We start from the raw sequence: 25559 nt of genomic DNA on the forward strand, positions 1-25559 counted from the left end.
CCCGGCCACCTGCCCGGGGAAGGTGCCGAATGCTCCTCGCGAATGTCGGTCCCATGTGCGAGGCTGGGGCCATGAACATCGCTGCCAACGACGAGGTGCTCGCCCGGTTCGAGCCGCACCGGCGCGAGCTGTGCGCCTACGCGTACCGGATGCTCGGATCGTCCTTCGAAGCCGAGGACGCCGTCCAGGACGCGTTCACGCGGGCCTGGAAGTCCTACGGCTCGTTCGAGGGCCGCTCCTCGCTGCGCTCCTGGCTGTACAAGATCACCACGAACGTCTGCCTCGACATGCTCAAGGGCCCGCAGCGCCGGGCCCGGCCGATGGACCTGGCCCCGGCCTCCGACGCGGGCTCGCCCCTGCCCGCGCCCGAGCCCGACTACATGTGGGTCGAGCCCATCCCCGACGCCCTCGCCTTCGGCGCCGACCCGGCGGCCGCCGCCGAGGCCAAGGACACGCTCCGCCTCGCATTCGTGGCCGCCGTCCAGCACCTGCCGGCCAAGCAGCGCGCCGTCATGCTCATGCGCGAGGTCCTGCGCTTCTCGGCCGCCGAGACCGCCGAGGCCCTCCAGCTCAGCCCGGCCTCGGTCAACAGCGCCCTCCAGCGCGCCAAGGCCACCATGGAGAAGGTCCACACCGAGCCCAAGCCCGGCTCGGCCGACCTCGACGACGCCGAGCTCCGCAAGCTCGTCGACGGCTACGTCAGCGCCTTCGAGGCCTTCGACATGGACGCCCTCACGGCCCTGTGCACGCAGGACGTGGCCCTCTCGATGCCGCCGTTCCCGCTGTGGGTCCAGGGCCACGCCGGCGTCGCCGAGTTCATGCTCGGCACCGGCTCCGCCTGCCGCGACTCCCGCCTGGTCCCCGTCGGCGCCAACGGCCTCCCGGCCTTCGGCCACTACAAGCCCGGCGACGAGCCCGGCGTCTGGACCCCCTGGTCCATCACCGTCCTCGAAATCGCCGACGGCAAGATCGCCGGCCTCAACTACTTCCTCGACACCGACAAGCTCTTCCCCCTCTTCGGCCTCCCGAACGAGTACCGCGAGTAAGCGGCCGACGCATCGCGGGCCCGCCATGCGTTCCAAAGACTATCAAGGATGATAGTATCATTTTTGATAGTATCTGGAACGATAGTCTTCTGCGGGGAGATCGGATGGCGAACGGGTTCATCGGCCGGCAGGCCGAACTGCGGCGGCTCGGAGACCAGCTCGCCCTGGTCCGCTCCGGCGGCGGGCTCGGGAGGCCCGGACGGGCGCTGATCATGCGCGGTCGGCGGCGCGTCGGCAAGTCCCGCCTCGTGGAGGAGTTCGTCGAGCGCTCGGGGCTCCCCTACCTCTTCTACACCGCGGAAGGGCTGTCGAACGGGGAGGACCTCCGCTCCTTCGCCCAGGCCGTCGAGGAGTCGACGCTCCCGGAGACCGGGGACTTCTCCCCGGAGGACCCGCCGACGCGATGGACCGACGCGCTCAACTCCCTGTCGGACCTCCTCCCGCAGGACTCCCCGAGCATCGTCGTCATCGACGAGATGCCCTACCTCATCGCGCAGGACCCCGGATTCGAAGGGGCCTTGCAGCGGGCGTTCGACCGCCGCTTCTCGCGATTGCCGGTGCTGCTCATCCTCATCGGATCCGACCTCGCCGTGATGGAGCAGATCGACACCTACGGCAGGCCGTTCTACCAGCGCGGCACCGAGATGGTGGTGCCGCCGTTCAACCCGGCGGAGATCGCCGAGCGGACCGGACTCGGCGCGGCCGAGGCCTTCGACGCCTTCCTCGTCACGGGAGGGCTGCCGCTGGTCCTGGAGAGGTGGAACCCCGGCACCCCGCTCGGCGAGTTCCTCGAATCGTCGCTCCAGGACCCGACCTCGCCCCTGCTGGTGAGCGCTGAGCGCTCCCTCGCCGCCGAGTTCCCGGCCGAAGCGAACGCGCGCCAGGTGCTCCGCGCCATCGGCAACGGCGAACGCAGCTTCTCCCACATCGGCCGCGCGGCCGGCGACCTGCAACCCGCTTCGCTCAAGCGCTCGCTGGAGGTGCTGTCCGAGCGGCGCATCGTCCGCGCCGAGACCCCGTTGTCGACCCGGCCGAGTCGGGAGACCCGCTACCGGATCGACGACCCGTACCTGCGCTTCTGGCTGTACTTCCTCGCCGGTGCGATCTCGAAGGTCGAGCGCGGGCGGGGAGACCTGGTGCTGAAGTCGATCCGCGCCGGCTGGCCCTCCTGGCGCGGCCGCGCCGTCGAACCGGTCGTCCGCGAAGCCCTCTGGAGGCTCGCCCCGGAGCTGCTGCCCGAGGGCACCGACGTGGTCGGAGGCTACTGGACCAGGTCCAACAACCCGGAGATCGACGTCGTCGGCGCCGACCGCGAGCCGGTCGCCAAGCGCGTCACCGTCGTCGGCTCGATCAAGTGGCTCGAGCACAAGCCGTTCGACCAGCGCGACTTCGCGGCCCTCATCGCGCACCGGGCCCAGCTCCCCGGCGCCGACGAGGACACTCCCCTCCTCGCCGTCGCGCGTTCGGGATGCTCGGTGGGCGGTCTCGCATGCGTCGGTCCCGAAGCACTGCTCGGCGCCTGGCGGCGCCCGCCGCAGTGACCGGACGCGCCGACGGCCGCCCCGCTCCACGCGGGGCGGCCGTCGGCGTTTCCTGGTTCCCGGTCAGGCCTGCTGGGGGTAGGGCATGTAGAACGGCTCCCACTGGTGGCCGTCGAGGTCGAGGAAGGTGCGGCCGTACATGCCGATCTCGGCCTCCTGGACGCGGCGGTCGTGCTTGGCGGTCTCCTCGGTGCCGCCCGCCTCGAGGGCGGCGTCGGTGAGGTCGTCGACGGCCTCGCGCCGGGGGAGGGCGAGGGCGTAGGCCGCGGCCGAGTAGTTCGCGGTGTCGGCGATGGGGCGCTCGGCGAAGGTCGTGTAGAACTCGCGCGCGAGGAGCATCAGGCAGATGTTGTCGTCCACGACCACGCACGCGGCGTTCTCGTCCGTGAAGTCGGGATTCACGCTCCACCCCAGGGCCAGGTAGAAGTCCTTCGACTTCTGGAGGTCGGCCACGGGCAGGTTCAGGAAGATCATCTTGCTCGCCATCGGCTCACGCTTCTTTCCGGTCTCGGTGTGCCTTCCAGGTAAGGACGAGTCCCGGCGCGCCGATTCATCGCTCCCGCAGCCGATCCGGGCCGCGCCGTTCGCCGACCGCTCGCCGACCGCTCATCGGCGGCTCAGCGCCGGTTCGCCGCACCAGGGCGCCTACCCGGCGACACGCCTGGCAGCGGTCCTTCTCTCCGACCCCGGAAGGCCCTAAGTTCCCAGGTGACACACGTCACCGTGTCGACACGAGCCGGCCACGACCGCGACACGCCCGATGTCCGGCGCGTCCGGCCGCTGCCCGGCCCTTCAAGGAGGAAGGCTCGATGACCACGACCCCCGAAGACCACGGCCCGCCGGCCGAGGTCAGCGACGCTGACATCGCCGCGATGCACGACGATCCGCGCTTCGTCGAGCTCAAGCGGACCCTGTTCCGCTTCACCGTCCCCGTCCTGCTCGCCGCGCTCGCCTGGTACCTCGTGTACGTGCTCCTGTCGGCGTACGCCCGCGACTTCATGGGCATCGTCCTGTTCGGCAACATCAACCTGGGCCTCGTGCTCGGGCTCAGCCAGTTCGTGGTGACCTTCTGGGTCACCTGGGCCTACTCGCGGTTCACCGCCAGGAAGTTCGACCGCCAGTCCGCCGAGCTGCGCGACGACATCATGAACGGGGGCACGCGATGAACCTCGCCCAGGAGATGAGCGACTCCAACCGCATCCTGACGATCGCCCTGTTCATGGTGATGGTTCTGGTGACCATCCTCATCACCATCCAGGGTGGACGCAAGACCCGGACGGCCACCGACTTCCACTCCGGCGGCCGCGGCTTCTCCGCGGTCCAGAACGGCTTCGCCGTCGCCGGCGACTACGTCTCCGCCGCCTCGTTCCTCGGCATCGCGGGCACCATCGCCCTCTACGGCTACGACGGGTTCCTCTACTCGATCGGCTTCCTCGTCGCCTGGCTCGTCGCGCTGCTCCTCGTCGCCGAGTCCCTGCGCAACTCCGGCCGCTTCACCGTCGCCGACGCGCTCTCCTACCGCATGAAGCAGCGGCCGGTCCGCACCGCCGCCTCCATCGCCACCCTGAGCATCTCGATCTTCTACCTGCTCGCGCAGATGGTCGGCACCGGCGCGCTCGTCACGCTCCTGCTCGGCATCAAGGAGGGCGAGACCTTCCTCGGCATGGACTCCGGCGCCGCGAAGGTCGTCGGCATCGTCGTCACCGGCCTCCTCATGGTCGCGTACGTCGCCTTCGGCGGCATGAAGGGCACGACCTGGGTCCAGATCTTCCAGGCCTGCGTCAAGATCGGCCTCGCGTTCGTCCTGGCGATCCTCGTGCTCGTCGAGTACAACTTCAACCTCTCGGACCTGCTCGGCGACGCCGCCAGCGTCTCCGGCCAGGGCGCGGCCTTCCTCGAACCGGGGCTGCGCTACGGCACCGAGGTCCCAGGGGACGCGCTCCAGACGCTGTGGAACAAGCTCGACCTCATCAGCCTCGGCCTCGCGCTGGTGCTGGGCACGGCCGGACTGCCGCACGTCCTCATCCGCTTCTACACCACCCCCGACGGCAAGACGGCCCGCCGCTCGGTCAACTGGGCCATCGGCCTGATCGGCATGTTCTACCTGCTCACCCTCGTGCTCGGCTTCGGCGCCGCCGCGATGGTCGGCCGGGAGGCGATCATCGCCGAGAACCCGGCCGGCAACTCCGCCGCGCCGCAGCTTTCCCAGGTCATCGGCGAGAACATCGCCGGCTCGACCGGCGGCGCGATCATGCTGGCGCTCATCGCGTCCGCGGCCTTCGCGGCGATCCTCTCGGTGGTCGCGGGCCTCATCATCGCCTGCTCGTCCTCGCTCGCCCACGACCTCTACAACGGGGTCTTCAAGCACGGCAAGGCCAGTGGGCACCAGGAGGTCGTCTTCGCGAAGTTCGCGGCGGTCGGCGTCGGCGCCATCGCCGTCGTCATCGCGGTCTTCGCGCAGGACCTCAACGTCGCGTTCCTGGTCGCGCTCGCCTTCGCGGTGGCCGCCTCCGCGAACCTCCCGACGCTGCTGTTCAGCCTCTTCTGGAAGCGGTTCAACACCGCCGGCGCCGTCGCCGGCATCTACGGCGGCCTCATCTCCGCCATCTCGCTGGTGATCTTCTCCCCGACGTTCTCCGGCACCGAGACTTCGCTGCTCGGCGAAGGGGTCGACATCGCATGGTTCCCGCTGTCGAACCCCGGCCTGGTCTCCATCCCGTTCGGGCTCGTCTGCGCCGTGGTCGGCACGCTGATGAGCAAGGAATCCAACCCCGACCGGTTCGCGTCCATGCAAGTGCGGGCGCTGACCGGAGCGGGTGCCGAACGGGCCTCGGTGCACTAGGCGGCCCCCAGGCGGGGAGGGCCGGGGCGGCCCTCCCCGCCGCTTATCGACGCAATGTGCGCCACGTTACAGTTGCAGGGTGATCGCGCGATCCCCTCATCGCCAACGGCGGCGGACCGGCGGCGCGGCGACCCTCGCCGCGCTGCGCCTGTCGCGCCAGATCGGCGAGGCCCTCGCCGACGGCCTCACCGGCAAGGGCGCCCAAGTGGCCGCCCGCCGCCTGGCCCGGCTCCTCGCGGCGGACGCCGTCGCGCTCGCCGACTGCGAGAAGATCCTCGCCACCGCCGGGAGCCTCGACCCCGACGCGGCCGCGGCCCTCCTCGTCGAGACCCTCGACGTCCTCGAACCGGTCACCGCCCCGCCCCTGCGCGCGGCCCCGCTCGTCGTCTCCGGCGACCTCGCCGGGTGCCTGCTCGTCTCCGGGGACGTCGGCGACGCCGACCTCGCCGAGGCCGCCGACCTCGTCGCCCGGGCCCTCGACCACGCCGACCTCGTGCGGGCCCGAGAACGCATCGCCGAAGCCGACCTGCGCACCCTCCGAGCCCAGATCTCCCCGCACTTCATGCACAACGCCCTGGCCGCCATCAGCGCCCACACCCGCACCGACCCCGAGCGCGCCCGCGAGCTCCTCACCGACTTCTCCGACTACCTGCGCTACTCCTTCGCGGGGACCGGCGACTTCGCCACCGTGGCCGACGAGCTCCACGCCGTCCAGACCTACCTCGAACTCCAGCGGGCCCGCTTCGACGACCGACTCGACATCACCGTGCGCATCGCCCCGGAGGTCCTGCCCGTGCCCATCCCGTTCCTGGTGGTCCAGCCGATCGTGGAGAACGCCGTCCGCCACGGCTTCGAGACCAAGCCCGGCACCGGCCACATCGCCGTGCGCGGCTTCTCCGAGGGGCCCCTGTGCGTCATCGAGGTCGAGGACGACGGCGCCGGCATGGACCCCGAGGTCGCCAAGGCGATCCTGACCGGCAGCCGCGCCGGCTCCGGCCGCATCGGCCTCGCGAACGTGGACAAGCGCCTCCGCGCCGTCTACGGTCCCGAGTACGGCCTGTGGCTCGACACCGCCCCCGGCGCCGGCACCAAGGCCACCGTGCGCATCCCCCGCTACGCCAGAGGAGTCCACGCATGAGCGCCAGCACCGCGCCCCCCGCGCCGCCCCGGAGCGGCCCCGCCTGCCGCCCGCGCCGGAGCGGACGCCCATGAGCGGCACCGGCCTCCGCGTCCTCGTCGTCGAGGACGAGTCCTCCACCCGCGCCGAGCTCGCGGGCCAGCTCGCCGAGCAGCCGAGCGTCGGCGAGGTCCAGTGCGCCGCGGGCGGCGACGAGGCCGTGCGCCTCCTCGGCGAAGGCACCTTCGACGCCGCGTTCCTCGACATCGCCATGCCCGGCCTCACCGGGATCGACGTCGCCCGCATCCTGCGCCGCCTCTCGCACCCGCCCGCGATCGTGTTCGTCACCGCCTACGACAACCACGCCGTCGAGGCGTTCGGCCTCGGCGCGGTCGACTACCTGCTCAAGCCCTTCCGGCCCGAGCGCCTCGCCGAGGCCGTGGCCCGCATCGGCCGCCGCACCGGCCCGGCCCCGGCGGGGGACAAGGCCGACGACCTCGCCGTCGTCCAAGTGGAGCTCGCCGGGCGCACCGTGTTCGTGCGCCGCGACGACATCGCCTACGCCGAGGCCCACGGCGACTACGTGCGGCTCCACTCAGGACAGCACTCGCACCTGCTGCGCCAGTCCCTCACCTACCTCGAGGAGGTCTGGGACGCCGCCGGCTTCGTGCGCGCCCACCGCTCCTTCCTCGTCAACCTCGCCTCGATCACCGAACTGCGCGTCACCTCCACGGCCGGCCTCGTCGCCGTCACCGGCGCCGGCGAGGTCCCCGTGAGCCGCCGCCACTCGCGCCTCCTGCGCGAACGCCTCCTCCAAGCGGTGCGCGGCGACTCATGACCCCCGTCCGCCCCGCCCGACCGGCCCGCAGCGCTCGGCGCCTCGTGACTCCGGCCCGCAGCGCTCGGCGCCGCTCGAATCGGAGTGAACACGGCGCGGGCAGCAGCTGTCGCCTCGCGCGACCAACGCGCGGCACCCGCCGCGGTGAACGCCGAAAAGCGCGCGCTCACCGCCGCCCCACCCGCCCGGAGTCGCCGTGACGCAGCGGGTCCGCGTCACCAGCCCCCAGACCCGCCTCGCGCAGCGGCGCGGGGCGGACGCCATGGGGCGGCTGAGCCACCTCGCCGGCCGCCCGCCGATGCCCTCGACCGCGATCGACCTCGACGCCGCCGAGCGCGCCCTGCGCCGCCAGCGCCGCCTCGCCGTGCACACCGCCGCCGCCCTCCTGGTGGCCTTGGCCGCCCTGCTCACGGCCGCCGCGCTCGTGCCCGGCCGCCTCGGCTGGGCCGTCCTGTTCTTCGCGCCCTACCCGGTGCTCCTCGCGCTGGCCGCCGTCCACGTGCGCCGCGCCGAGCGCGTCGAGGACGACCACGCCGAAGGCGGCCCCTGATGCTCGGCCTGGCCTCGATCACGCTGGTGCTCGTCTCCAGCGTCGTCATCGGCGTGTGGGGCGTGCGCGCGGCCCGCTCCACCCCGGACTTCCTGGTCGCCTCCCGCTCGATCGTGCCCGGCTGGAACGCCCTCGCCATCGCCGGCGAGTACGTCTCGGCCGCCTCGGTCCTCGGCCTCGCGGGCCTGCTCGTCAAGAACGGCGTGGGCGCGATGTGGTACGCCGTGGGCTTCACCGCCGGGTACGTGCTCGTCGCGGCCCTCGTCGCCGGCCCGATGCGCCGCAGCGGCGCCTACACCGTCCCCGACTTCGCCGAGTACCGCCTCGGCTCCCCGCGCATCCGCCGCATGTGCGGGCTCGTGGTCCTGGTGATCATGCTGCTGTACCTGCTGCCGCAGTTCAAGGCCGCCGGGGTCGTGCTCGAACTCGTCTCCGGCATCCCGTACTGGATCGGCGTCATCGGCGCCGGCCTCGTCGTCTCCTCCACGATCGCGGTCGGCGGGATGCGCTCGGCCACCTACGTGCAGGCGTTCCACTACCTCGTGAAGCTCGCGTTCATCGCCGGCCCCGCGATCGCCCTGATCGTCCTCGCCGGGACCGAGCGCCGCGCGGCCGCGCTCGCCGCCGCCGGTCCCGACCCCGACTGGGCCCGGCCGCTCCTCGACCTCGACGGCTCGGGGCACTCGGTCCTCGCCACGGTCTCGGTCCTGGTGGCGACCACGCTGGGCGCCATGGGACTCCCGCACGTCGTCATGCGCTTCCACACCGTCGCGGGCGCGCGGGCGGCCCGCCGCGTCGCCGTCTCGGTGATCCTGCTGCTGAGCCTGTTCTACCTGTTCCCGATCGTCTTCGGCCTCCTCGGCCGCGTCGTGGTCCCGAATCCGGAGGAGACCGACGTCGTCCCGGTCCTCGTGCCGGAGGCCATCGCGCCCGGCACCGTCGGCGCGGTCCTCACCGCGCTCGTGGCCGCCGGCGCGTTCGCGGCGTTCCTGTCGACCTCCTCGGGCCTCCTGCTGGCGCTCGCCGGGGGCCTCTCGCACGACCTGTTCGGCGGCTCGCTCTCGAAGCTGCGCATGGGGGTCCTGGCCGGCACCGCCCTCGCCGTGGTCCTGTCGCTCCCGGCCGCCGACGTCGACATCAACGTCCTGGTCGGCTGGGCCTTCGCCGTCGCGGCCTCCACCTTCTGCCCGCTGCTGACCCTCGGCATCTGGTGGCGCGGCCTCACCGCGACCGGCGCCACGGCCGGGCTCCTGGTCGGCGCGGCCTCCTCCACCGGCGCGGCCCTCGCCTCGGTCCTCCTCGACCTCCCGCCCGGCACCTGGTCGATCCTGCTCGCCCAGCCTGCACTGTGGACGGTCCCGCTCGCGTTCGCCGTCATGGCCGCCGCCTCCCGCCCCGGCGCGGTCCCCGACTGGGCCGGCGAGGCCGTGCTGCGCCTCCACGTGCCCGGCCGCTACTCGACCGGCGACACCGGCCCGATCCGCGTGCGCGACACCGCGTCCCGCTGAGCCCGGCCTCCCGCCGAGCCGTCCGCCGAGCAGACCCGGGCCGAAAACCGTTCGACGGCCCCCGCGGCGTGCGGTACCCTCGCCCGCATGTGGGGATCTCCAGGGCTGAACGCGTGCGCCGCGTTCAGCTCGTGCTTCATCCGGCTGCGCGCGGCGGCCTAGGCCCCGCACGCGCACGCTTCCGACCCCGGCCCCGGCCGGGCCTCCCGGGTGCCCTCTGACGCACCCGCTGCGCCGCTGCGCGGTCTAGGCGAATCGACCGTTCCGATTCGTCCACTCCGCACGGAGGATCTCCCATGTCCCGCAGCCAGTTCCCGCGCTCCCGCGAGTCGCGGCCCGTCTCCGACCGCAAGCGCCTGTCCCAGAACTTCCTCGCCGACCCGCACCTGGCGCGCCGCCTCGCGGCCGACGTCGGCCCCGACGACCTCGTCGTCGAGGTCGGCCCCGGCGGCGGCATGCTCACCGGGCCGCTCCTCGACCGCGCCCGCCGCGTCGTCGCCTACGAGAAGGACCGCCACTTCGCCGAGCGCCTGCGGTCCCGCTTCGGGCACCGCGAGCACTTCCGGCTCCACACCGGCGACTTCCGCGACGCGCACCCGCCGCGCGAGCCGTTCCGCGTCGTCGCCAACGTGCCCTTCGCGATCACCACCGACATCGTCCGCTGGTGCCTGGACGCCCGCGCCCTCACCGACGCGTCCCTGGTGGTCCAGCTCGAGTTCGCCCGCAAGCACACCGGCGACTACGGCCGCTGGTCGAAGCTGGCCGTCGACGCGTGGCCCGAGCACGAGCTCGCCCTCGGCGTCCGCATCGGCCGCGACAGGTTCCGGCCCGTGCCGAAGGTCGACGCCGCCGTCCTCCACCTGCGCCGCCGCCCGAGACCGCTGCTGCCCAGGCGCGCCCTCGCCGACTACCGCGACATGGTCGCCCTGGGCTTCACCGGCGTCGGCGGCTCCCTGGCCGCCTCGCTGCGCCAAGCCGTCCCGGCCCGCGCCGCCGCCCGCGCCTGCGCCGAGGCCGGCATCGCCAAGGACGCGCCGTGCGGCCTCGTCCCGCCCGACCGCTGGATCGCGCTCTACCGCGCGCTCACCAGGTAGGGCATCAGGGGGTGCCGGGTCGGTTGCCGCGCCCGATTAAGGTTGAACCGCCCGGCCCGGCCCCCCTTGCCCGGTCCTCGTCGTCTTGGAGCCGTTCATGAGCGAAGCCATCTGGATCGAGCTGATCAAGGTGCTCCCCGCGTTCCTGTGGATCGGGTTCGGATTCATCGCGCTCGCCGTCGCCAAGCGCATCTTCACGCAGCAGGCGCCGCGCATGACGAAGGTCGAGACCCCTTGGGTCACGGTCGAACTCGCCCAGCAGGCCATCGAGGCCGCCGCCGCGCGCGCCCCCGAGGCGCCCCAGCCGGACCTCCACCCGTGGGTCCCGCCGATCCCGGTCCAGCAGCAGCCCGCCTTCCCGGTGCAGGCCCCGCCGCCGCCCATCAGCCCCGGCGGCGGCCCGCACGCCGACCCGAATCCGTACACGCACCCCTCCAGCGCCCTCGGCGGCCCGAACCCCTGGCTCGCGGACGAGACCTGGGACCGCCGCGACGCCGACCCGGCCGACGACGCCGAGCCCGCGGACGAGCCCGTCCAGACCGAGCCCGCCCGCCTCCGCCCGCCGAACACCCCGCCCGCCGACGAACCGGCCGACAACGCCAACGGCGCCAAGCCGAACGACGAGCCCGCGGAGCCGCTCACCGCGCCCCGGCAGCCCGGCAACCAGGCCCCCGGCTACCTCGCCCCGCCGCCCACCACCTACTACGCGCCGCCGCTCCCGGCGACCCAGAACGGCTACCGCGGCACCGCGCCCCTGCCGCCCTTCCCGCCGCCGTACGCGCACCCCGACGCGCAGCGCGGCCTGCGCGCGGCCACCCGCCTCGCCATGTCCACCGACCTGCTCAACGGCGGCGCGATCCTGTGGGTCGACGACCGCCACGAGTGGAACGAGCCGCTGGTGCGCCTCTTCCGCACCGCCGGGCTGACCGTCGAGGCCGTCACCTCCACCACCCACGCGCTGAACGCGCTCAAGCACCGGCACTTCGACCTCGTCGTCACCGACATGCGCCGCGACGCCGAGCCCGACGGCGCCGACGCCGGCGTCAACCTCCTCGACCGCATGGTCGAGGCCGGCATCCCGACCCCGGCCGTCATCTACTCCGGCAGCGCCGCGGCCGTCGCGAGCGCCCATCCGCGCGCCGTCACCGTCACCGACAGCCCCGAGCGGCTCGTGGACACCGTGGTCGACATCGTGGGCACCCGCCGCAACCGCCTCGACCAGCAGCACGGCACCTGGCTCGACCGCCTCAAGGGCAGCTGACGCGAAGCGGCGGGCGGGGCCGTCGTGTGGCCCCGCCCGCCGGTCTTTCCTTCCGAGCCTTGTCAGCTCCGCTTGTACTGCTCCCACCAGGTGAACGAACCCCGGTAGGCGCTGGGGGTGTTGTCGGCCGCGTGGCTCGCGAGGCCGTTCTTGCCGTAGAAGTAGTCGTGGACCTGCGCGCGGGCGACGGCGACCATGTCGGTGTCGCCGATCGCGTTGGCGTGGATGTGGTAGCTGAAGCCCTGCTCGGGCGTGCGCAGCCAGGCCGCGAAGCCGACGTCGCGAAGCGCCTTGACGGTCTGCCAGCGCTGCGTGGCGGTCATGCCGCTGACGCTGACGTCGACCACGCCGCCGCCGTCGTGCGTGCCCGCAGAGCTGGGGTTGCCGGTCGTGTACGAGCCCTGCGTCAGGGCCAGGCTCCAGGAGAGCTTCCCGTCGGCGGCGGCCAGCATGTTCCTGGTGCGGGTGTTGACCCGCTTGCCGCCGTAGGAGTCCGCGTTCGAGCCGATGTTGACCTGGCGGGTCACGGTGTACAGGCCCGTCTCGCCGCCGAGGCGCGTGAGCGACGTCGGGCCGGGGATGCCGTTGGCGTCCAGGCCGGTGTACCCGAGGGACCGCTGCCAGGCCGCGTACGCCGAGATCGTGGAGGTCCCGTAGTGTCCGTCCACTGCGGACGCCGAGAGGTGGTTCTTCACGTCGAGCGCCTGCTCGACGGCCTTCACCGACGCCGCCGCGTTGAGCGTGGTGCCGGTGCCGGTCTTCTCGGGGTCGACCATCGCGGCCACGAGCACGAGCTCCATGTCGACCGCCACCGCGGCGCTCGCCGCCTGGGCGGCGAACAAGGACGGGACGGCGGCCGCGGTCGCGGCGCCGCCGACCATCAGGGCGCGGGAGAGCACCCAGCGCCGGGAGCGGGGGAGGCGCGGTTCTTGGTGGGTCATGCGATTGCGTCCCTTCGGAAGTGCGGCGGTGACGGGGGCCGCCGCGGAGCGGGGATCGTGGGGGTCGAGGCGGGATCGTGATTCAGACCATAGCGGAGTTTTTCTTCGTTGAGAAGCTCTCAGATGAAATAAAACTCCAAGTAATCGCCTCCGGACGCCCGCTCCGGGTCGGAGGTCCCGCCTCCGCGCGCGCCCAGGTCGCGAGACCGGCACGGAGCACAGGTGAAGGGCACCGTCCCCGCCCCCCGCGCGCTCAGGTCGCGAGCGCGACCACGTCCTCGACGAACCGCTCTGGAGCGCTCAAGTGCGGGAACCGGTCGCCGGTCCCGTACACCGCGCACACCGCCCCGGGGACCCGCTCCCCGAGCCACGCCGCGTAGCCCGGACGCGGCGCCGAGCCGAACACCGCCAGGTACCGGCACTTGATCCGCCGCGGCCCGTCCGCGATCTCGGCCAGCGCCGCGTCCACGTCCGCGTCGCCGCCCGGGCCGTCCAGGGCCCGCTCGACCGCCACCACGCCGTGCGCCAGGTACCGGGCCGCGAACAGCGACGCCACCACCGCCGCGCGCCCGTGCCCGACGACCACCGGGGCCCGCGTCCCCATCGTGGCCGTGAACTGCGCGAGCGTCTCCGCGCTGTCCCCGACTGACCCGCCCTCCGGCAGGTCGAGCACCGCCACCGCCAGGTCCGCCGCGAGCCGCGCGGCCACCGGCCACCACGCCGAGCGGTCGTCCCCGCTCTCGGTCAGCAGCAGCACGGGCCGGCCTTCCGCGCCCCAGCGCTCGCCGGTCCACTCGGGTTCGCGCAGCAGGTCTTCGGAGTACAGCGTCGGCAAGGGGAGGCTCCAGTCGGGAAGGGTCGGCTGAGTCGGCGGTCAGCGTAGTGCATCCCCCTGCGGGCGATTCAGACAAGAATGTGAAACGTGAGGCGCTCGGGCGCGGTCACTCGGGCCGCATTGTTCGCCCACGGCGTAACCCCAGCTCAAGGGCCTTCCCGCGGGTTAATCGATTGCCCGCTGGCGGACCCGCCCTTTACGCTCGGCAAGTGAGGTTCCTCCGCGCTCCCGAATTCCCGCTCGCCGATCCGCTGCGCCCGGACGGCTCCCGCGGCCGCCCCCAGGAACCGCCGCAGACCCCGTGGCGCCTCCTCGCCTGGCTCGCCTCCCGCAACCGCGGGCTCGCCGTCGCCGCACTCGTCACCTCCGCCCTCGCGCTCGGCTCGCTGCCGGTCCTGCCCTACTTCCTCACCGGCGCGGTCGACCACGGTCTGCGCGGACGCGACTGGGGCGCGCTCGCGTTCTGGTCCGGCGGCCTGGTCCTCGCCGGCTTCGCCACCGCCGCGATGATCGTCGTCTCGCACCGCCTCACCGTCTACTGGCGCATGGACGCCTCCTACCGCACCCTCCAGCTCGCCACCCGCAAGGTCAACCGCCTCGGCGACGAGCTGCGCCGCCGCCTCACCACCGGCGAGGTCGTCTCGGTCGGCGCCACCGACATCAACCGGATCTCCTGGGCCGTCGACTCCCTCTCGCCCACCGCCGGGTGCCTCATCGGCCTCGTCAGCGTCGGCGTCCTGCTGTTCAACACCTCGGTCGCCCTGGGCCTCACCATCTTCATCGGCGTCTTCGCCGTCGGCCTCGTCACCGGCCCGGTCCTCAACAAGCTCCAGGACCGCCAGGAGGACTACCGCGAGCGCGTCGGCGACATCACCGGCCGCGCCTCCGACATCGTCTCCGGCCTGCGCGTCCTGCGCGGCATCGGTGGCGAGGCCCGCTTCACCGCCTCCTACCGCAAGGACTCCGAGGCCCTGCGCGAAGCCGGCTACAAGGTCGCCGCCCCGCAGGCATGGCTCAACGCCCTCGGCGAAGGCACCCCCGCGGTCCTCCTCGGCGTCGTCATCTGGATCGCCGCCCGCCAGGTCGCCGCCGGCGACCTCACCCCCGGCCAGATGGTCGCCGCGTTCGGCTACACGAGCGCCCTGCTCCTGCCCGTCCACTGGCTCATCGGCTGCACCTACCGGATCATCGAAGGCCGCGTCGCCGCCGGCAAGGTCTGCGAACTCCTGAACACGCCCGAACGCGAGGCGCCCGCCGAGATCCTGCCCGGCCCGGCCGCCGGAGCCCCGCTCCACGACCCCGATTCCGGCCTCACCGTCGCAGGCGGCGAGCTCCTCGCCGTCGCCTCCGCCGACTCCGAGCAGGTCGCCCGCGCCTTCGACCGCCTCGGCGGCTACGCCGAGTCCGACGCCCGCTTCGGCGACGTCCCCGTCGCCGGACTCGACCGCGACGAGCTGCGCCGCCGCGTCCTCGTCGCCGACCACGACGCCTACCTCTTCGCCGGCACCCTCGCCTCCGCGATCGCCGCCCGCGACGGCGGGACCCGCGTCGAGGCCGCCATCGAGGCCGCCTCCGCCGGCGACGTCGTCGAGTCCCTCCCCGGAGGCCTCGACGCCGAACTCGACAACCAGGCCCGCACCCTCTCCGGCGGCCAGCGGCAGCGCCTGCGCCTCGCGCGCGCCATCGCCGCGGCCCCCGAGGCGCTCCTGCTCCACGAGCCGACCTCCGCGGTCGACTCCCACACCGAGGCCCGCATCGTCGACCGGCTCGCCGAGACCCGCGCCGGCCTCGCCACCGCCGTCGCCACCACCTCGCCGCTGTGGCTCGGCCGCGCCGACCGCGTCGCGTTCGTCCAAGGCGGCAAGGTCATCGCCACCGGCAGCCATCACGAGCTGGCCGCCGAGCACCCCGACTACCGCGCCCTCGTCTCCCGGGAGGAAGCATGAGCACCACGGCAACCGAGCGCCCCACCGGGCAGCTGCCCGTCGCCGACACCCCCGCGGTCCGCCGCGCGTTCCTGCGCCTGCTGCTGTCCGAGAAGCGCCGCGCCGCCGCCGCCGTCGGCCTCCACCTCGTCGCCGCCGTGGCCGCCGCCGTCGCGCCCCTCCTCCTCGGAGAGATGCTCGACCAGCTCACCGCCGGCTCCGGCGCCGGCGCGATCGACCGCCTCGCCCTCGGCCTGGTCGCCTCCATCACCGCCGTCGTGGCCTTCACCTGGCTCGGCACCTTCGTCTCGCACCGCCTCGGCGAGCTCCTCTCGGCCCGCATGAGGGTCGAGTTCGTCGACCGCGCCCTGCGCCTGCCGATGCCCGTCGTCGAGCAGGCCGGCTCCGGCGACCTCATGACCCGCTCCTCCGCCGACGTCCCCGAGGCCGGCGTCCTCTTCCGCGACGGCCTCCCGCAGATCATCGTCTCGGTCCTCAAGGTCATCGTGTTCCTCGCCGCGATGCTCTGGGCCAGCCCGGTCCTCGGCCTCTGCATGCTCGTCGTCGCCCCCGGGCTCGTCATCGGCACCCGCTGGTACCTCAAGCGCGCCCGCACCGGCTACCTCGACGAGCGCCAGGCCGAGTCCGCCATCGGCGACACCATCGGCGCCTCCGCCGACGGCGCCCGCACCACCGAGGCCTACCGGCTGCGCTCGGTGCGCGACGGCGCCGGCGACGCCACCGTCGCCCGCCACTGGCGCGCCGCCCGCTACACCCTCTACCTGCGCAGCGTCTTCTTCCCGTTCCTCGACGGCTCCTACGCCCTGCCCACCGCCGCGGTCCTCCTCGTCGGCGGCGCCCTCTACTTCGACGGCAGCGCCTCCCTCGGCACCGTCGCCTCCTGCGCGGTCCTCACCCGCCAGATCATGTTCCCGATCGACCACATCCTCATGTGGGTCGAGAAGGTCCAGCGCGGCTTCGCGGCCATGTCCCGCATCGAAGGCGTCGCCGAAGCCGAGGACACCGAGGCGAACGCCACCACCGAGCGGCCCGTCGACGGCACCGTCGACCTCGTCGACGTCCGCTACGCCTACCCGTCCGGCACCCGCGACGTCCTCCACGGCGTCACCCTCCGCGTCCCCGCCGGCCAGCGCCTCGCCGTCGTCGGCCCCTCCGGCGCCGGCAAGTCCACGCTCGCGCGCCTCATCTCCGGCTCCGACACGCCCCGCGAAGGCCGCGCGGCCATCGGCGGCGTCGACGTCGCCGCGCTCCCGCTCGACGAGCGCCGCCGCCGCGTCACTCTCGTCACCCAGGAGCACCACGTCTTCACGGCCTCCTTGCGCGACAACCTGATCCTCGCCAAGGCCGACGCCTCCGACGCCGAGCTCCAGGACGCGCTCGCGGCCGTCGGCGCCGACTGGGCCTTCGACCTCCCCGAGGGCCTCGACACCGCCCTGGGCGGCAAGGCCCGCGAGCTCGACGCCGCCTCCGCGCAGCAGATCGCGCTGGCCCGCATCATCCTCGCCGACCCCGACGTCGTGATCCTCGACGAGGCCACCGCCATGCTCGACCCGCGCGCCGCCCGCGACACCGAGCGCGCCCTCGCCGCCGTCCTGGAGGGGCGCACCGTGATCGCGATCGCGCACCGGCTCCACACCGCCCACGACGCCGACCGCATCGCCGTCGTCGAGGACGGCCGCGTCGCCGAACTCGGCAGCCACGACGAGCTCATCGCCCTCGACGGCCACTACGCGGGGCTGTGGCGGGCCTGGCACGGCGAGCCCGACGGACTGAAGGCCGCCGACGAGGATCTCGCCGCGGTTGGAGAGCGGTTGTGAGGCAAAGGAAATGGGCCCCGGACGAAAGCCCGGGGCCCGCACTGGCTCGAGAACACCACCACAAGTCGGAACACCCACCGACTCGTTCTTAGCAAGGAAACAGAAAGGAAACCAGGAAACCCGTTCCGAACCAGTACCGAGAGAGTATCACGTCACATTCGCCATGGCTAGGGGGACGTATCCGCCCTGGTCCATCCGTGTTGCTCGATGTCTCCGCCACCCGTCCCGGCCCCCGCGCGGCCCCGGCCGTGACCGGAGCGCGCACGCGCCGTGCCCGCCTCGGGCCGCCGCGGTGCGGGAACTAGACTCGACTGGTCTTCCCGCAGCTAGTAACCGTTAGGAAACACCTGTCGTGAGTACGATTTCACGCGAGGAGGTCGCGCACCTGGCGCGCCTCGCCCGCCTCGAGGTCACCGATGACGAGCTCGACGCCTTCGCCGGCCAGCTCGACGTCATCCTCCAGTCGATGAAGACGCTCGCCGAAGTGGACACGGACGGCGTCCAGCCGACCTCGCACGCGGTGCCGCTGGTGAACGTGTTCCGGGAAGACCAGCCCCAGCCGTCCCTGCCCCGCGACGCCGTCCTCGCCGGCGGCCCCGACACCGCCGAGGACCGCTTCCGCGTCCCGCGCATCCTGGACGAGGAGGCCTAGCCCATGTCGCGCATCATCGACAAGACCGCCGCCGAACTGGCCGCGGACATCCGCGAGGGCCGCCTCACCTCCGTCGAGGTCACCACCGCGTTCCTCGACCGCATCGCCGCCGTCGACGGCACCGTCAAGGCGTTCCTGCACGTCGACCGCGACGGCGCCCTCGCCACCGCGGCCGAAGTCGACGCCGCCGTCGCCGCGGGCGAGGAGCTCGGCCCGCTCGCCGGCGTGCCCGTCGCCATCAAGGACGTCGTGGTCACCAAGGGCCTGCCCACCACCGCGGCCTCCAAGATCCTCGAAGGCTGGATCCCGCCCTACGACGCGACCATCGTGGAGCGCATCAAGGCCGCGAAGCTCCCGATCCTCGGCAAGACGAACATGGACGAGTTCGCCATGGGCTCCTCCACCGAGTACTCGGCCTACTTCAAGACCCTGAACCCCTGGGACACCGGGCGCATCCCCGGCGGCTCCGGCGGCGGCTCGGCCGCCGCGGTCGCCGCCAAGATGGCCCCGCTCGCGATCGGCACCGACACCGGCGGCTCCATCCGCCAGCCCGGCGCCGTCACCGGCACCTTCGGCGCCAAGCCCACCTACGGCGGCAACTCCCGCTACGGGCTCATCGCCTTCTCGTCCTCGCTCGACACGCCGGGACCGGTGTCCCGCAACGCCCTCGACGGGGCCCTCCTCCACGAGGTCATCTCCGGCCACGACCCGCGCGACTCGACCTCCATCGACGCGCCCGTGCCGCCCGTCGTCGAGGCCGCCCGCCTCGGCGCCACCGGCGACCTCTCCGGCGTCAAGCTCGGCGTCGTCAAGGAGTTCAAGGAGGGCGCCGACGCCGCCGAGCCCGGCGTCATCGCCGCCTACGAGGCCGGCATCGAGCAGCTCGTCGAGCTCGGGGCCGAGATCGTCGAGGTCTCCTGCCCGTCCTTCACGTACGCGCTGCCGACCTACTACCTCATCGCCCCCTCCGAGGCCTCCTCGAACCTCGCCCGCTACGACGGCGTCCGCTACGGGCTCCGCGCCGGCGACGACGGCAAGAAGAGCCTCGAAGAGGTCATGAGCCTCACCCGCGAGGCCGGCTTCGGCCCGGAGGTCAAGCGCCGCATCATCCTCGGCACCTACGCCCTCAGCGCCGGGTACGTCGACGCGTTCTACGGCAAGGCCCAGAAGGTCCGCACCCTCATCAAGCAGGACTTCGAGCGCGCCTTCGAACAGGTCGACGCCCTCATCAGCCCGACCACGCCGTTCATCGCCTTCGAGTTCGGCGCCCGCACCGGCGACCCGTACCAGATGTACCTCGCCGACCTCTACACGATCCCGACGAACATGTACGGCGGCCCCGGCGTCTCCGTGCCCGTCGGCCTCTCCGAGGGCATGCCCGTCGGCCTCCAGGTCATGGGCCCCGTCCTCGGCGACGACATCACCTACCGCGTCGCGGCCGCGCTCGAGTCCACCCAGGACGTCCTCCTCGCCGACACCGCGCCCGAGATCGAAGGGATCTGAGCGAACATGACGAAGTTGAACACCTTCGAGCAGGCCGTCGCGACCTACGAGCCCGTCCTCGGCCTCGAGACGCACATCGAGCTCGACACCGCCACCAAGATGTTCTGCGGCTGCTCCACGGCCTTCGGCGCCGAGCCCAACACCCAGGTCTGCCCCGTCTGCCTGGCCCTCCCCGGCGCCCTCCCGGTCGCCAACCGGGCCGCCGTCGAGGCCACCATCAAGATCGGCCTGGCCCTCAACTGCACCATCGCGTCCTGGACCCGCTTCGCCCGGAAGAACTACTTCTACCCGGACATGCCGAAGAACTTCCAGACCAGCCAGTACGAGGAGCCGCTCTGCGAGAACGGCTACGTCGAGGTCGTCGTGGAGGGCGAGGTCCACCGCGTCGAGATCGAGCGCGTCCACCTCGAGGAGGACACCGGCAAGACCCTCCACGTCGGCGGCACCACCGGCCGCATCCACGGCGCCACCGAGTCCCTCGTGGACTACAACCGCGCCGGCATCCCGCTCGTCGAGATCGTCACCAAGCCCGTGCCCGGCACCGGCGCCCTCGCCCCCGAGGTCGCCCGCGCCTACACCGCCGAACTGCGCGACATCGTGCGCTCCCTCGGCGTCTCCGACGTCCGCATGGAGCAGGGCTCCCTGCGCTGCGACGTCAACCTCTCGCTGAACCGGCCCGGCGAGGAGTGGGGCACCCGCACCGAGACCAAGAACGTCAACTCGCTGCGCTCGGTCGAACGCGCGGTCCGCTACGAGGTGCGCCGCCAGTCCGCGCTCCTCGACGCCGGCGAGCGGATCTTCCAGGAGACCCGCCACTTCCACGAGGCCACCGGCGAGACCAGCCCCGGCCGCTCCAAGGAGGAGGCCACCGACTACCGGTACTTCCCCGAGCCCGACCTCGCCGTCATGGAGCCCTCCCGCGAATGGGTCGAGGAGCTGCGCGCCTCGCTCCCCGAGCTCCCGCGCAAGCGCCGCGAGCGCCTCCAGGCCGCCTGGTCCCTGGGCGACAAGGAGATGCAGTCGGTCGTCAACGCCGACGCCGTCGACCTCATCGAGGCCACCGTCGCCGCCGGCTCCAGCCCGGCCGGCGCCGTCAAGTGGTGGCTCGGCGAGCTCTCCCGCCGCGCCAACGAGTCCGGCGAGGAGCTCACCGCGCTCGCCATCACGCCCGCGCAGGTCGCCGAGCTCCAGGGCATGGTCGACGACGGCCGCCTGAACGACAAGCTGGCCCGCCAGGTCATCGACGGCGTCCTCGCCGGCGAGGGCTCCCCGGCCGAGGTCGCCGCCGCGCGCGGCCTCGAGGTCGTCTCCGACACCGGCGCGCTCGAAGCCGCCGTCGAGGAGGCCATCGCCGCGAACCCGGCCGTCGCCGACAAGATCCGCGGCGGCACGCACGCGGCCGCCGGCGTCCTCATCGGCGCGGTCATGAAGGCCACCAAGGGCCAGGCCGACGCGGCCACGGTCCGCCAGATCATCCTGGACAAGCTGAGCTAGCGCGACAGTAGGGAAGGCCGGGCGACACGCCCGGCCTTTTCGCATTCACCGTCCGTTCAGTCCCAGTGTGAGCCGCGAGTCTTTGGGAACCCCAGAGAGCGATGTTGTTCACAACGGAGGAGTACCCTGAAGCGGCCAGGTGCACTGCGACCCGAGGAGGTGAGGGCCATGGGCGACGACCCCGGATCTAGTCGAGATACCGACGTGTTCTTCCCATTTTCCTTTCACCGTGCCTCGCGCCCTCTTATCGTGAAGCGGGCGGCCTGACCTGCGCGACTCTTCCTCAAGCGCGAGTGGGCTCCTTGACGGGCACGGCCCTTTCCTCGTGTTAGGAGGTGGCTGACGCATGGCAACGACCATTCAGCCCATTTCGCCCGCGGCAGTCGACGAACTCGCCGCGCTCCGGCTCGAACTCGCCGACACCTCGACCGTCGAACTCGCCGAAGAGCTTCCCCGCATGGACCTGGCCGAGCAGGCGCTCCGGTTCCGGCTGCTGCCCAAGGACCGCGCGCTCGCCGTGTTCGAGGAGCTCGACCCCGTCCACCAGCAGGAGCTGATCGACGGCCTCAAGACCGACTTCGTGCGCGAACTGCTCGAGTCGATGGAGGCCGACGACCGGGCCGCGCTCTTCGACGAGATGCCCGCCATGGTCGCGACCCGCTTCCAGGCCCAGCTCAGCGCCGCCGACCGGCGCCAGACCGCCCAGCTCCTCGGCTACGACTCCGAGTCCGCCGGGCGCATCATGACGCCCGACTACGTGTCGCTGCGGGCCTCGATGAGCGCCGCCGCCGCGATCGAGCGCATCCGGCACCTGCGCGAGCGCCCCCGGCACCTCGACGTGCTGCCGGTGACCGACGGGCACCGCAAGCTCCTCGGCACCGTCACCCTCGCCGACCTCGTCAGCGCCGACCCCGACACCGAGGTCGCCGACCTCATCGCGAGCGAGCACTACCAGGTCTCCACCGACACCGACCAGGAGGAGGCCGCGCGCCTCATCCAGGAGGCCAACCTCAACGCGCTGCCCGTCGTCGACCACGAGGACCGCCTCGTCGGCCTCATCACCTGGGACGACGCCATGGAGGTCCTCGAGGCCGAGGACACCGAGGACGTCGCCCGCAGCGCCGGCGCCGAGCCGCTGGACCGGCCGTACCTGTCCGCGGGCGTGTTCATGCTGGCGCGCAAGCGCGCCGTGTGGCTCCTCGTCCTCGCCGTCTCGGCCTCGCTCACCGTCACCGTGCTCAACTACTACGAGACCTACCTCGCGAACGTCACCGTCCTCGCGGTCTTCATCTCGCTGCTGACCGGCACCGGCGGCAACTCCGGCTCGCAGGCGTCGGTCACGATCATCCGCGCCATGGCCGTCGGCGAGGTCCGCTTCTCCGACGCCTTCCGCATCACCTGGCGCGAGTCCCGGGTCGGCTTCGTCCTGGGCGCCCTGCTCGCGATCGTCGGCGGGCCCGTCGTCGGCTTCGTCTACGGCTGGGACATCGGGCTCATCATCGCGCTGACACTGCTGGTCATCTGCACCTGGTCCACGTTCGTCGGCTCGCTGCTCCCGCTGCTGGCCAAGAAGGTCGGCATCGACCCCGCCCTGGTCTCGGCCCCCATGGTCTCGACCCTGTGCGACGCGACCGGCCTGCTCATCTACTTCTCGGTCGCGGCCGCCGTCCTCGGACCGGCCCTGACCGGTTGAGACGCGAGCGGAAAGCCCCTGACGCGCCACGGCGTCAGGGGCTTTCCGCCGTCTGCGGGGCCGAGCGCCGCTCAGTCCTGCTGCGGCGCGGACGATTCCGTGCCGCTCTGCAACTCGTCCTCGGCGACCTGGTCCTCGGTGGGGATCACCGTCCGGTCGAGCGTCACGTCCGTCTCGTCCAGCGCCCCGACCGAGATCGAGTCGTACGCGGTGAGCGCCTTGGTGACCGGGTCGAAGTAGAGGATGTCCATCTCCATCTTCATCGTCGAGGACGACGTGAAGTGGCGCAGCCCGGCCGCGCCGGTGGAGCCCTCGACCATGAGCATGGTCCCGTCCCCGAGGTCCGTGACCGACCGCTCGTGCATGTGCCCGGCCAGGACCAGCGGCACCGTCCCGGCGAGCGGGTCGGCCATCGGCGGCTCGTGGACCATCGCCACGTCGGCGCCGCCCGCCTCCTCGATCGCGCCTGCCAGGCGCTCCCCGGACGCGGTGAGCATCTGCGCCACGTAGTCGCTCGACGGCAGGCTGCCCTTGTCCGGCGTGAACGTCGGGTCGGCGACCCCGGCGAACCGGAGCCCGGCGATCTCCCGCACCTCGCCGTCGAGGATCGTCACGTGGTCGTACGCGGACAGCGCCGCCACCGTCGTGGCCGAGTCGTGGTTGCCCTTGACGAACACGTACGGCACGTCGATCTGCTGCACGCCCTGCGAGAAGATCTCGGCCTCCTGCTCGGAGCCCCAGTCGTTCATGTCGCCGGTGTCGGCCACCGCGTCGATGTCGAACTGCCCGACGACGGTCTCCATGAGGTGCCACGCGTTCGGGTTCAGGTGCAGGTCCGACACGTGCAGGACCTTGATCGAGTTGTCCTGGATGCCGACCTGCGGCATGTTCATCGCGAGCGTGTAGAACCCGGAGATGTTCGTGACGATCTGCTGGAGGTCGGAGACGTACTCCTCGTAGTTCTCGGCGATGTCCTCGGCGCTGCCGACGACGCTGGGCGCGTAGGTGAGCAGGCCCTCGTAGCGCGGCTGCGAGATCGACTCGGCGCGCAGCGTCGCCGCCGCGTACCCGACGAGCGCCGCGGTGACCGCGAGCGAGGTGACCCCGGTGAGCAGCGCCCGGCGCATGGTGCGGAACGCGAGCGCCCCGACGAGGAGCCCGCACAGCGTCACGATCGCGAGCGCCTCCACGACGACCCGGATGACCGCGTCGGTGACGTCCGAGGCGAGGTTCTGGGCCGCGAGCGTGAAGCCGTCGGGGGTGTTCATGATCTGCCGCGCCTCGACCGGGTCGACCGAGTCGAGCGTCAGGTTCAGGCCCACCGGCCCGTCGTGGCTGTCGAACACGATGTCGCCCAAGGGCGGGATGTTCACGATCGTCTCGCCGTGCACGTCCGGGTGCAGGGCCACCGTCGTGTCGAAGGGGCCGATGTCGGCGCTGGTGCCGCCGACGAGCGCGAGGCCGGCCGCGGCCGCCCCGGTGCCGAGCAGCAGGACCGCGGCGACCGTGCCGGCGCGCCGCGCCCTGGGGGAGTGCCGTATCCGCGACCAGCCCGCTCTCGCCTTGCGCCACCAGGATCTCGCCCGCCGCAGGTGCGGGCGGGCGGTCTCGCGGAGGCGCTGGACGGAGCTGGACCGGTCGTTCATTCAGACCCTTCCCTGTGCGGCGTAACTGGTGGAGAAGCGGATGATGCGGTCGTCGGCGTCGTCGGGAGTGCAGCCGCGCTCCTCGACGCAGCGGCCGTCCCGGTTGGAGGTGGTCACCCACAGCATCCCGTCGGGGCCCATGGCGACCGATCGTAGTCGACCGAACTCGCCGACGACCGACGCTTGCGGCTCGCCCGCGAGCGCGCCGGACTGGTCGAACGGGACGACCCAGAGCCGCTGCCCGCGCAGGCAGGCGGTGACGAGCGAGTCCTCCAGGAAGACCGCCCCGGCGCAGGACGCCTCGAACGGCTCCCAGGAGACCACCGGGTCCTCGTAGGCCGCGTCGCCGCCGGGCCCCTCGAAGTACGGCCAGCCGTAGTTCGCGCCGGGCTCGATGCGGTTGACCTCGTCGGCGATGTCCTGGCCGAACTCGGTGGCGTACAAGGCCCCCGCGGCGTCCCAGGCGAGGCCCTCGACGTTGCGGTGCCCGAGCGAGTAGACGGGCGAGGCGGGGTCGGGGTTCCCGGCGGCGGGCGCGCCGTCGGTCGTGATGCGGAGGATCTTGCCGGCCAGCGACTCCGGGTCCTGCGCCTGCTCCTCGTCTCCGGCGTCGCCGGTCGCGGCGTACAGGAACCCGTCCGGGCCGAACTCGAGCGCGCCGCCGTTGTGGTTCTCGGCGGCGGGGATGCCGGTGAGGATCGGCTCGGGGGCGGCGTCGGTCGTCGGGTCGAGGCGGGCGATCCGGTTGTCGTCGCCGGTCGTGTAGTACAGGTACAGCGAGCGGTCCTCGGCGTACCCGGGGGAGACGGCGATGCCGAGCAGCCCGCCTTCGCCGCTGTCGTCGACGTCGACCGTGCGCAGCTCCTCGGGCGCGCCGACGCTGCCGTCGGCGGCGACCGGGATCTGGAGGAGGCGGCCGCCGCGCTCGCCGACGATCGCGGAGCCGTCCGGGAGGAACGCCAGCCCCCACGGCACTTCGAGCCCTTCGGCGACGACGTCCATGAACGTGGCCGGACTCTCGGGCGCGCCCGAGGGGGTCGGCAGGTTCGGGGGCTCGCCGGACTCGGGCTCGGGCGGCTCCCCGAACGAGCACGAGGCGAGGGAGAGTGCGGCGGCGGCCGCAGCCGCGGCCGAGAGCAACCTGCGCATGGCGACAACCTTATCGGCCGCCGATGACAGGCTCCGGTCCCCGCGATGCACCGGCCGGGGGTTGCCGGTTCGGCCGCGTTTCATGC

Annotated in this window: 21 protein-coding genes; 16 read left to right on the forward strand and 5 right to left on the reverse strand. The window is 72.6% G+C overall.

Going from position 1 to position 25559, the window contains the following annotated elements; genetic code table 11:
* The first annotated feature begins 71 nt into the window (after positions 1-71).
* Together EIW28_RS08515 and EIW28_RS08520 are read left to right on the forward strand one after the other, a co-directional pair.
* Positions 72-1046, forward strand: coding sequence for a sigma-70 family RNA polymerase sigma factor (locus EIW28_RS08515; RefSeq protein ID WP_125247265.1), 975 nt, complete (start codon positions 72-74; stop codon positions 1044-1046).
* Between the two features lie 104 nt (positions 1047-1150).
* Positions 1151-2587: an ATP-binding protein gene (locus EIW28_RS08520; RefSeq protein WP_125247266.1), complete on the forward strand. Its 1437-nt coding sequence runs from the start codon at positions 1151-1153 to the stop codon at positions 2585-2587.
* 63 nt (positions 2588-2650) lie between these two features.
* Here EIW28_RS08520 and EIW28_RS08525 read toward each other — a convergent pair whose 3' ends face one another.
* Positions 2651-3073: a VOC family protein gene (locus EIW28_RS08525; RefSeq protein WP_125247267.1), complete on the reverse strand. Its 423-nt coding sequence runs from the start codon at positions 3071-3073 to the stop codon at positions 2651-2653.
* Positions 3074-3396: 323 nt separating this feature from the next.
* Here EIW28_RS08525 and EIW28_RS08530 point away from each other — a divergent pair, with 323 nt between their 5' ends.
* The 8 genes from EIW28_RS08530 to EIW28_RS08560 all read left to right on the forward strand — a co-directional run bounded on the left by EIW28_RS08530 (position 3397) and on the right by EIW28_RS08560 (position 11797).
* Complete coding sequence (locus EIW28_RS08530; protein WP_125247268.1) at positions 3397-3753, forward strand: DUF485 domain-containing protein; 357 nt, start codon at positions 3397-3399, stop codon at positions 3751-3753.
* Positions 3750-5429, forward strand: coding sequence for a solute symporter family protein (locus EIW28_RS08535; RefSeq protein WP_125247269.1), 1680 nt, complete (start codon positions 3750-3752; stop codon positions 5427-5429). The genes EIW28_RS08530 and EIW28_RS08535 overlap by 4 nt, the downstream gene beginning before the upstream one ends.
* A 142-nt stretch (positions 5430-5571) precedes the next feature.
* A complete protein-coding gene (locus EIW28_RS08540) occupies positions 5572-6567 on the forward strand; it encodes a sensor histidine kinase (protein ID WP_125247575.1) in 996 nt (331 codons plus the stop codon).
* 70 nt (positions 6568-6637) lie between these two features.
* Positions 6638-7384: a LytR/AlgR family response regulator transcription factor gene (locus tag EIW28_RS08545; protein WP_125247270.1), complete on the forward strand. Its 747-nt coding sequence runs from the start codon at positions 6638-6640 to the stop codon at positions 7382-7384.
* 196 nt (positions 7385-7580) lie between these two features.
* Positions 7581-7934 carry a hypothetical protein gene (locus tag EIW28_RS24490; protein ID WP_187350595.1) on the forward strand — a complete coding sequence of 118 codons (354 nt, stop codon included), beginning with the start codon at positions 7581-7583 and terminating at the stop codon, positions 7932-7934.
* The gene (locus EIW28_RS08550) at positions 7931-9442 is read left to right on the forward strand and encodes a sodium/solute symporter (protein WP_125247576.1); all 1512 of its coding nucleotides are present in this window, start codon (positions 7931-7933) and stop codon (positions 9440-9442) included. Before EIW28_RS24490 ends, EIW28_RS08550 begins: the two co-directional genes overlap by 4 nt.
* 296 nt (positions 9443-9738) lie before the next feature.
* Complete coding sequence (erm, locus tag EIW28_RS08555) at positions 9739-10536, forward strand: 23S ribosomal RNA methyltransferase Erm (RefSeq protein ID WP_125247271.1); 798 nt, start codon at positions 9739-9741, stop codon at positions 10534-10536.
* A gap of 97 nt (positions 10537-10633) precedes the next feature.
* Positions 10634-11797 carry a response regulator gene (locus EIW28_RS08560; protein WP_125247272.1) on the forward strand — a complete coding sequence of 388 codons (1164 nt, stop codon included), beginning with the start codon at positions 10634-10636 and terminating at the stop codon, positions 11795-11797.
* 62 nt (positions 11798-11859) lie between these two features.
* Here the strand turns inward: EIW28_RS08560 and EIW28_RS08565 are convergent, their stop codons facing one another.
* Entirely contained in the window at positions 11860-12738 is an 879-nt protein-coding gene (locus tag EIW28_RS08565) for a peptidoglycan-binding protein (protein ID WP_125247273.1), read from the reverse strand.
* Between the two features lie 253 nt (positions 12739-12991).
* Positions 12992-13573, reverse strand: coding sequence for an alpha/beta fold hydrolase (locus tag EIW28_RS08570; protein ID WP_125247274.1), 582 nt, complete (start codon positions 13571-13573; stop codon positions 12992-12994).
* A gap of 209 nt (positions 13574-13782) precedes the next feature.
* Between EIW28_RS08570 and EIW28_RS08575 the strand changes: the two genes are divergently transcribed.
* From EIW28_RS08575 to mgtE, 6 genes are all read left to right on the forward strand, one after another.
* Positions 13783-15519 carry an ABC transporter transmembrane domain-containing protein gene (locus EIW28_RS08575; RefSeq protein WP_125247275.1) on the forward strand — a complete coding sequence of 579 codons (1737 nt, stop codon included), beginning with the start codon at positions 13783-13785 and terminating at the stop codon, positions 15517-15519.
* Positions 15516-17336: an ABC transporter ATP-binding protein gene (locus tag EIW28_RS08580; RefSeq protein ID WP_125247276.1), complete on the forward strand. Its 1821-nt coding sequence runs from the start codon at positions 15516-15518 to the stop codon at positions 17334-17336. The genes EIW28_RS08575 and EIW28_RS08580 overlap by 4 nt, the downstream gene beginning before the upstream one ends.
* A 352-nt stretch (positions 17337-17688) precedes the next feature.
* Positions 17689-17988 (forward strand): Asp-tRNA(Asn)/Glu-tRNA(Gln) amidotransferase subunit GatC, encoded by a 300-nt coding sequence (gene gatC / locus EIW28_RS08585; RefSeq protein WP_091054223.1) that lies wholly within the window; start codon positions 17689-17691, stop codon positions 17986-17988.
* Positions 17989-17991: 3 nt separating this feature from the next.
* Positions 17992-19491 carry an Asp-tRNA(Asn)/Glu-tRNA(Gln) amidotransferase subunit GatA gene (gene gatA, locus EIW28_RS08590; protein ID WP_125247277.1) on the forward strand — a complete coding sequence of 500 codons (1500 nt, stop codon included), beginning with the start codon at positions 17992-17994 and terminating at the stop codon, positions 19489-19491.
* 6 nt (positions 19492-19497) lie between these two features.
* Positions 19498-20985 (forward strand): Asp-tRNA(Asn)/Glu-tRNA(Gln) amidotransferase subunit GatB, encoded by a 1488-nt coding sequence (gatB, locus tag EIW28_RS08595; protein WP_125247278.1) that lies wholly within the window; start codon positions 19498-19500, stop codon positions 20983-20985.
* Positions 20986-21331: 346 nt separating this feature from the next.
* A complete protein-coding gene (mgtE, locus tag EIW28_RS08600; RefSeq protein ID WP_125247279.1) occupies positions 21332-22678 on the forward strand; it encodes a magnesium transporter in 1347 nt (448 codons plus the stop codon).
* A 71-nt stretch (positions 22679-22749) separates the two neighbouring features.
* On the opposite strand, the gene EIW28_RS08605 is transcribed toward mgtE, so the two are convergent.
* Positions 22750-24324 carry a metallophosphoesterase family protein gene (locus tag EIW28_RS08605; protein WP_125247280.1) on the reverse strand — a complete coding sequence of 525 codons (1575 nt, stop codon included), beginning with the start codon at positions 24322-24324 and terminating at the stop codon, positions 22750-22752.
* Positions 24325-25473, reverse strand: coding sequence for a PQQ-dependent sugar dehydrogenase (locus EIW28_RS08610; RefSeq protein ID WP_197717155.1), 1149 nt, complete (start codon positions 25471-25473; stop codon positions 24325-24327). It lies immediately after the preceding gene.
* Between the last annotated feature and the right edge of the window lie 86 nt (positions 25474-25559).

Origin of the sequence: Glycomyces terrestris, from assembly GCF_003933745.1 — a bacterium.
Classification (GTDB): domain Bacteria; phylum Actinomycetota; class Actinomycetes; order Mycobacteriales; family Micromonosporaceae; genus Glycomyces; species Glycomyces terrestris.

Coding starts and splice junctions, on each gene's coding strand:
- EIW28_RS08515 (WP_125247265.1), top strand. CDS start 72: ATGAACATCGCTGCCAACGACGAGGTGCTCGCCCGGTTCGAGCCGCAC.
- EIW28_RS08520 (WP_125247266.1), top strand. CDS start 1,151: ATGGCGAACGGGTTCATCGGCCGGCAGGCCGAACTGCGGCGGCTCGGA.
- EIW28_RS08525 (WP_125247267.1), bottom strand. CDS start 3,073: ATGGCGAGCAAGATGATCTTCCTGAACCTGCCCGTGGCCGACCTCCAG.
- EIW28_RS08530 (WP_125247268.1), top strand. CDS start 3,397: ATGACCACGACCCCCGAAGACCACGGCCCGCCGGCCGAGGTCAGCGAC.
- EIW28_RS08535 (WP_125247269.1), top strand. CDS start 3,750: ATGAACCTCGCCCAGGAGATGAGCGACTCCAACCGCATCCTGACGATC.
- EIW28_RS08545 (WP_125247270.1), top strand. CDS start 6,638: ATGAGCGGCACCGGCCTCCGCGTCCTCGTCGTCGAGGACGAGTCCTCC.
- erm (WP_125247271.1), top strand. CDS start 9,739: ATGTCCCGCAGCCAGTTCCCGCGCTCCCGCGAGTCGCGGCCCGTCTCC.
- EIW28_RS08560 (WP_125247272.1), top strand. CDS start 10,634: ATGAGCGAAGCCATCTGGATCGAGCTGATCAAGGTGCTCCCCGCGTTC.
- EIW28_RS08565 (WP_125247273.1), bottom strand. CDS start 12,738: ATGACCCACCAAGAACCGCGCCTCCCCCGCTCCCGGCGCTGGGTGCTC.
- EIW28_RS08580 (WP_125247276.1), top strand. CDS start 15,516: ATGAGCACCACGGCAACCGAGCGCCCCACCGGGCAGCTGCCCGTCGCC.
- gatA (WP_125247277.1), top strand. CDS start 17,992: ATGTCGCGCATCATCGACAAGACCGCCGCCGAACTGGCCGCGGACATC.
- gatB (WP_125247278.1), top strand. CDS start 19,498: ATGACGAAGTTGAACACCTTCGAGCAGGCCGTCGCGACCTACGAGCCC.
- mgtE (WP_125247279.1), top strand. CDS start 21,332: ATGGCAACGACCATTCAGCCCATTTCGCCCGCGGCAGTCGACGAACTC.
- EIW28_RS08605 (WP_125247280.1), bottom strand. CDS start 24,324: ATGAACGACCGGTCCAGCTCCGTCCAGCGCCTCCGCGAGACCGCCCGC.
- EIW28_RS08610 (WP_197717155.1), bottom strand. CDS start 25,473: ATGCGCAGGTTGCTCTCGGCCGCGGCTGCGGCCGCCGCCGCACTCTCC.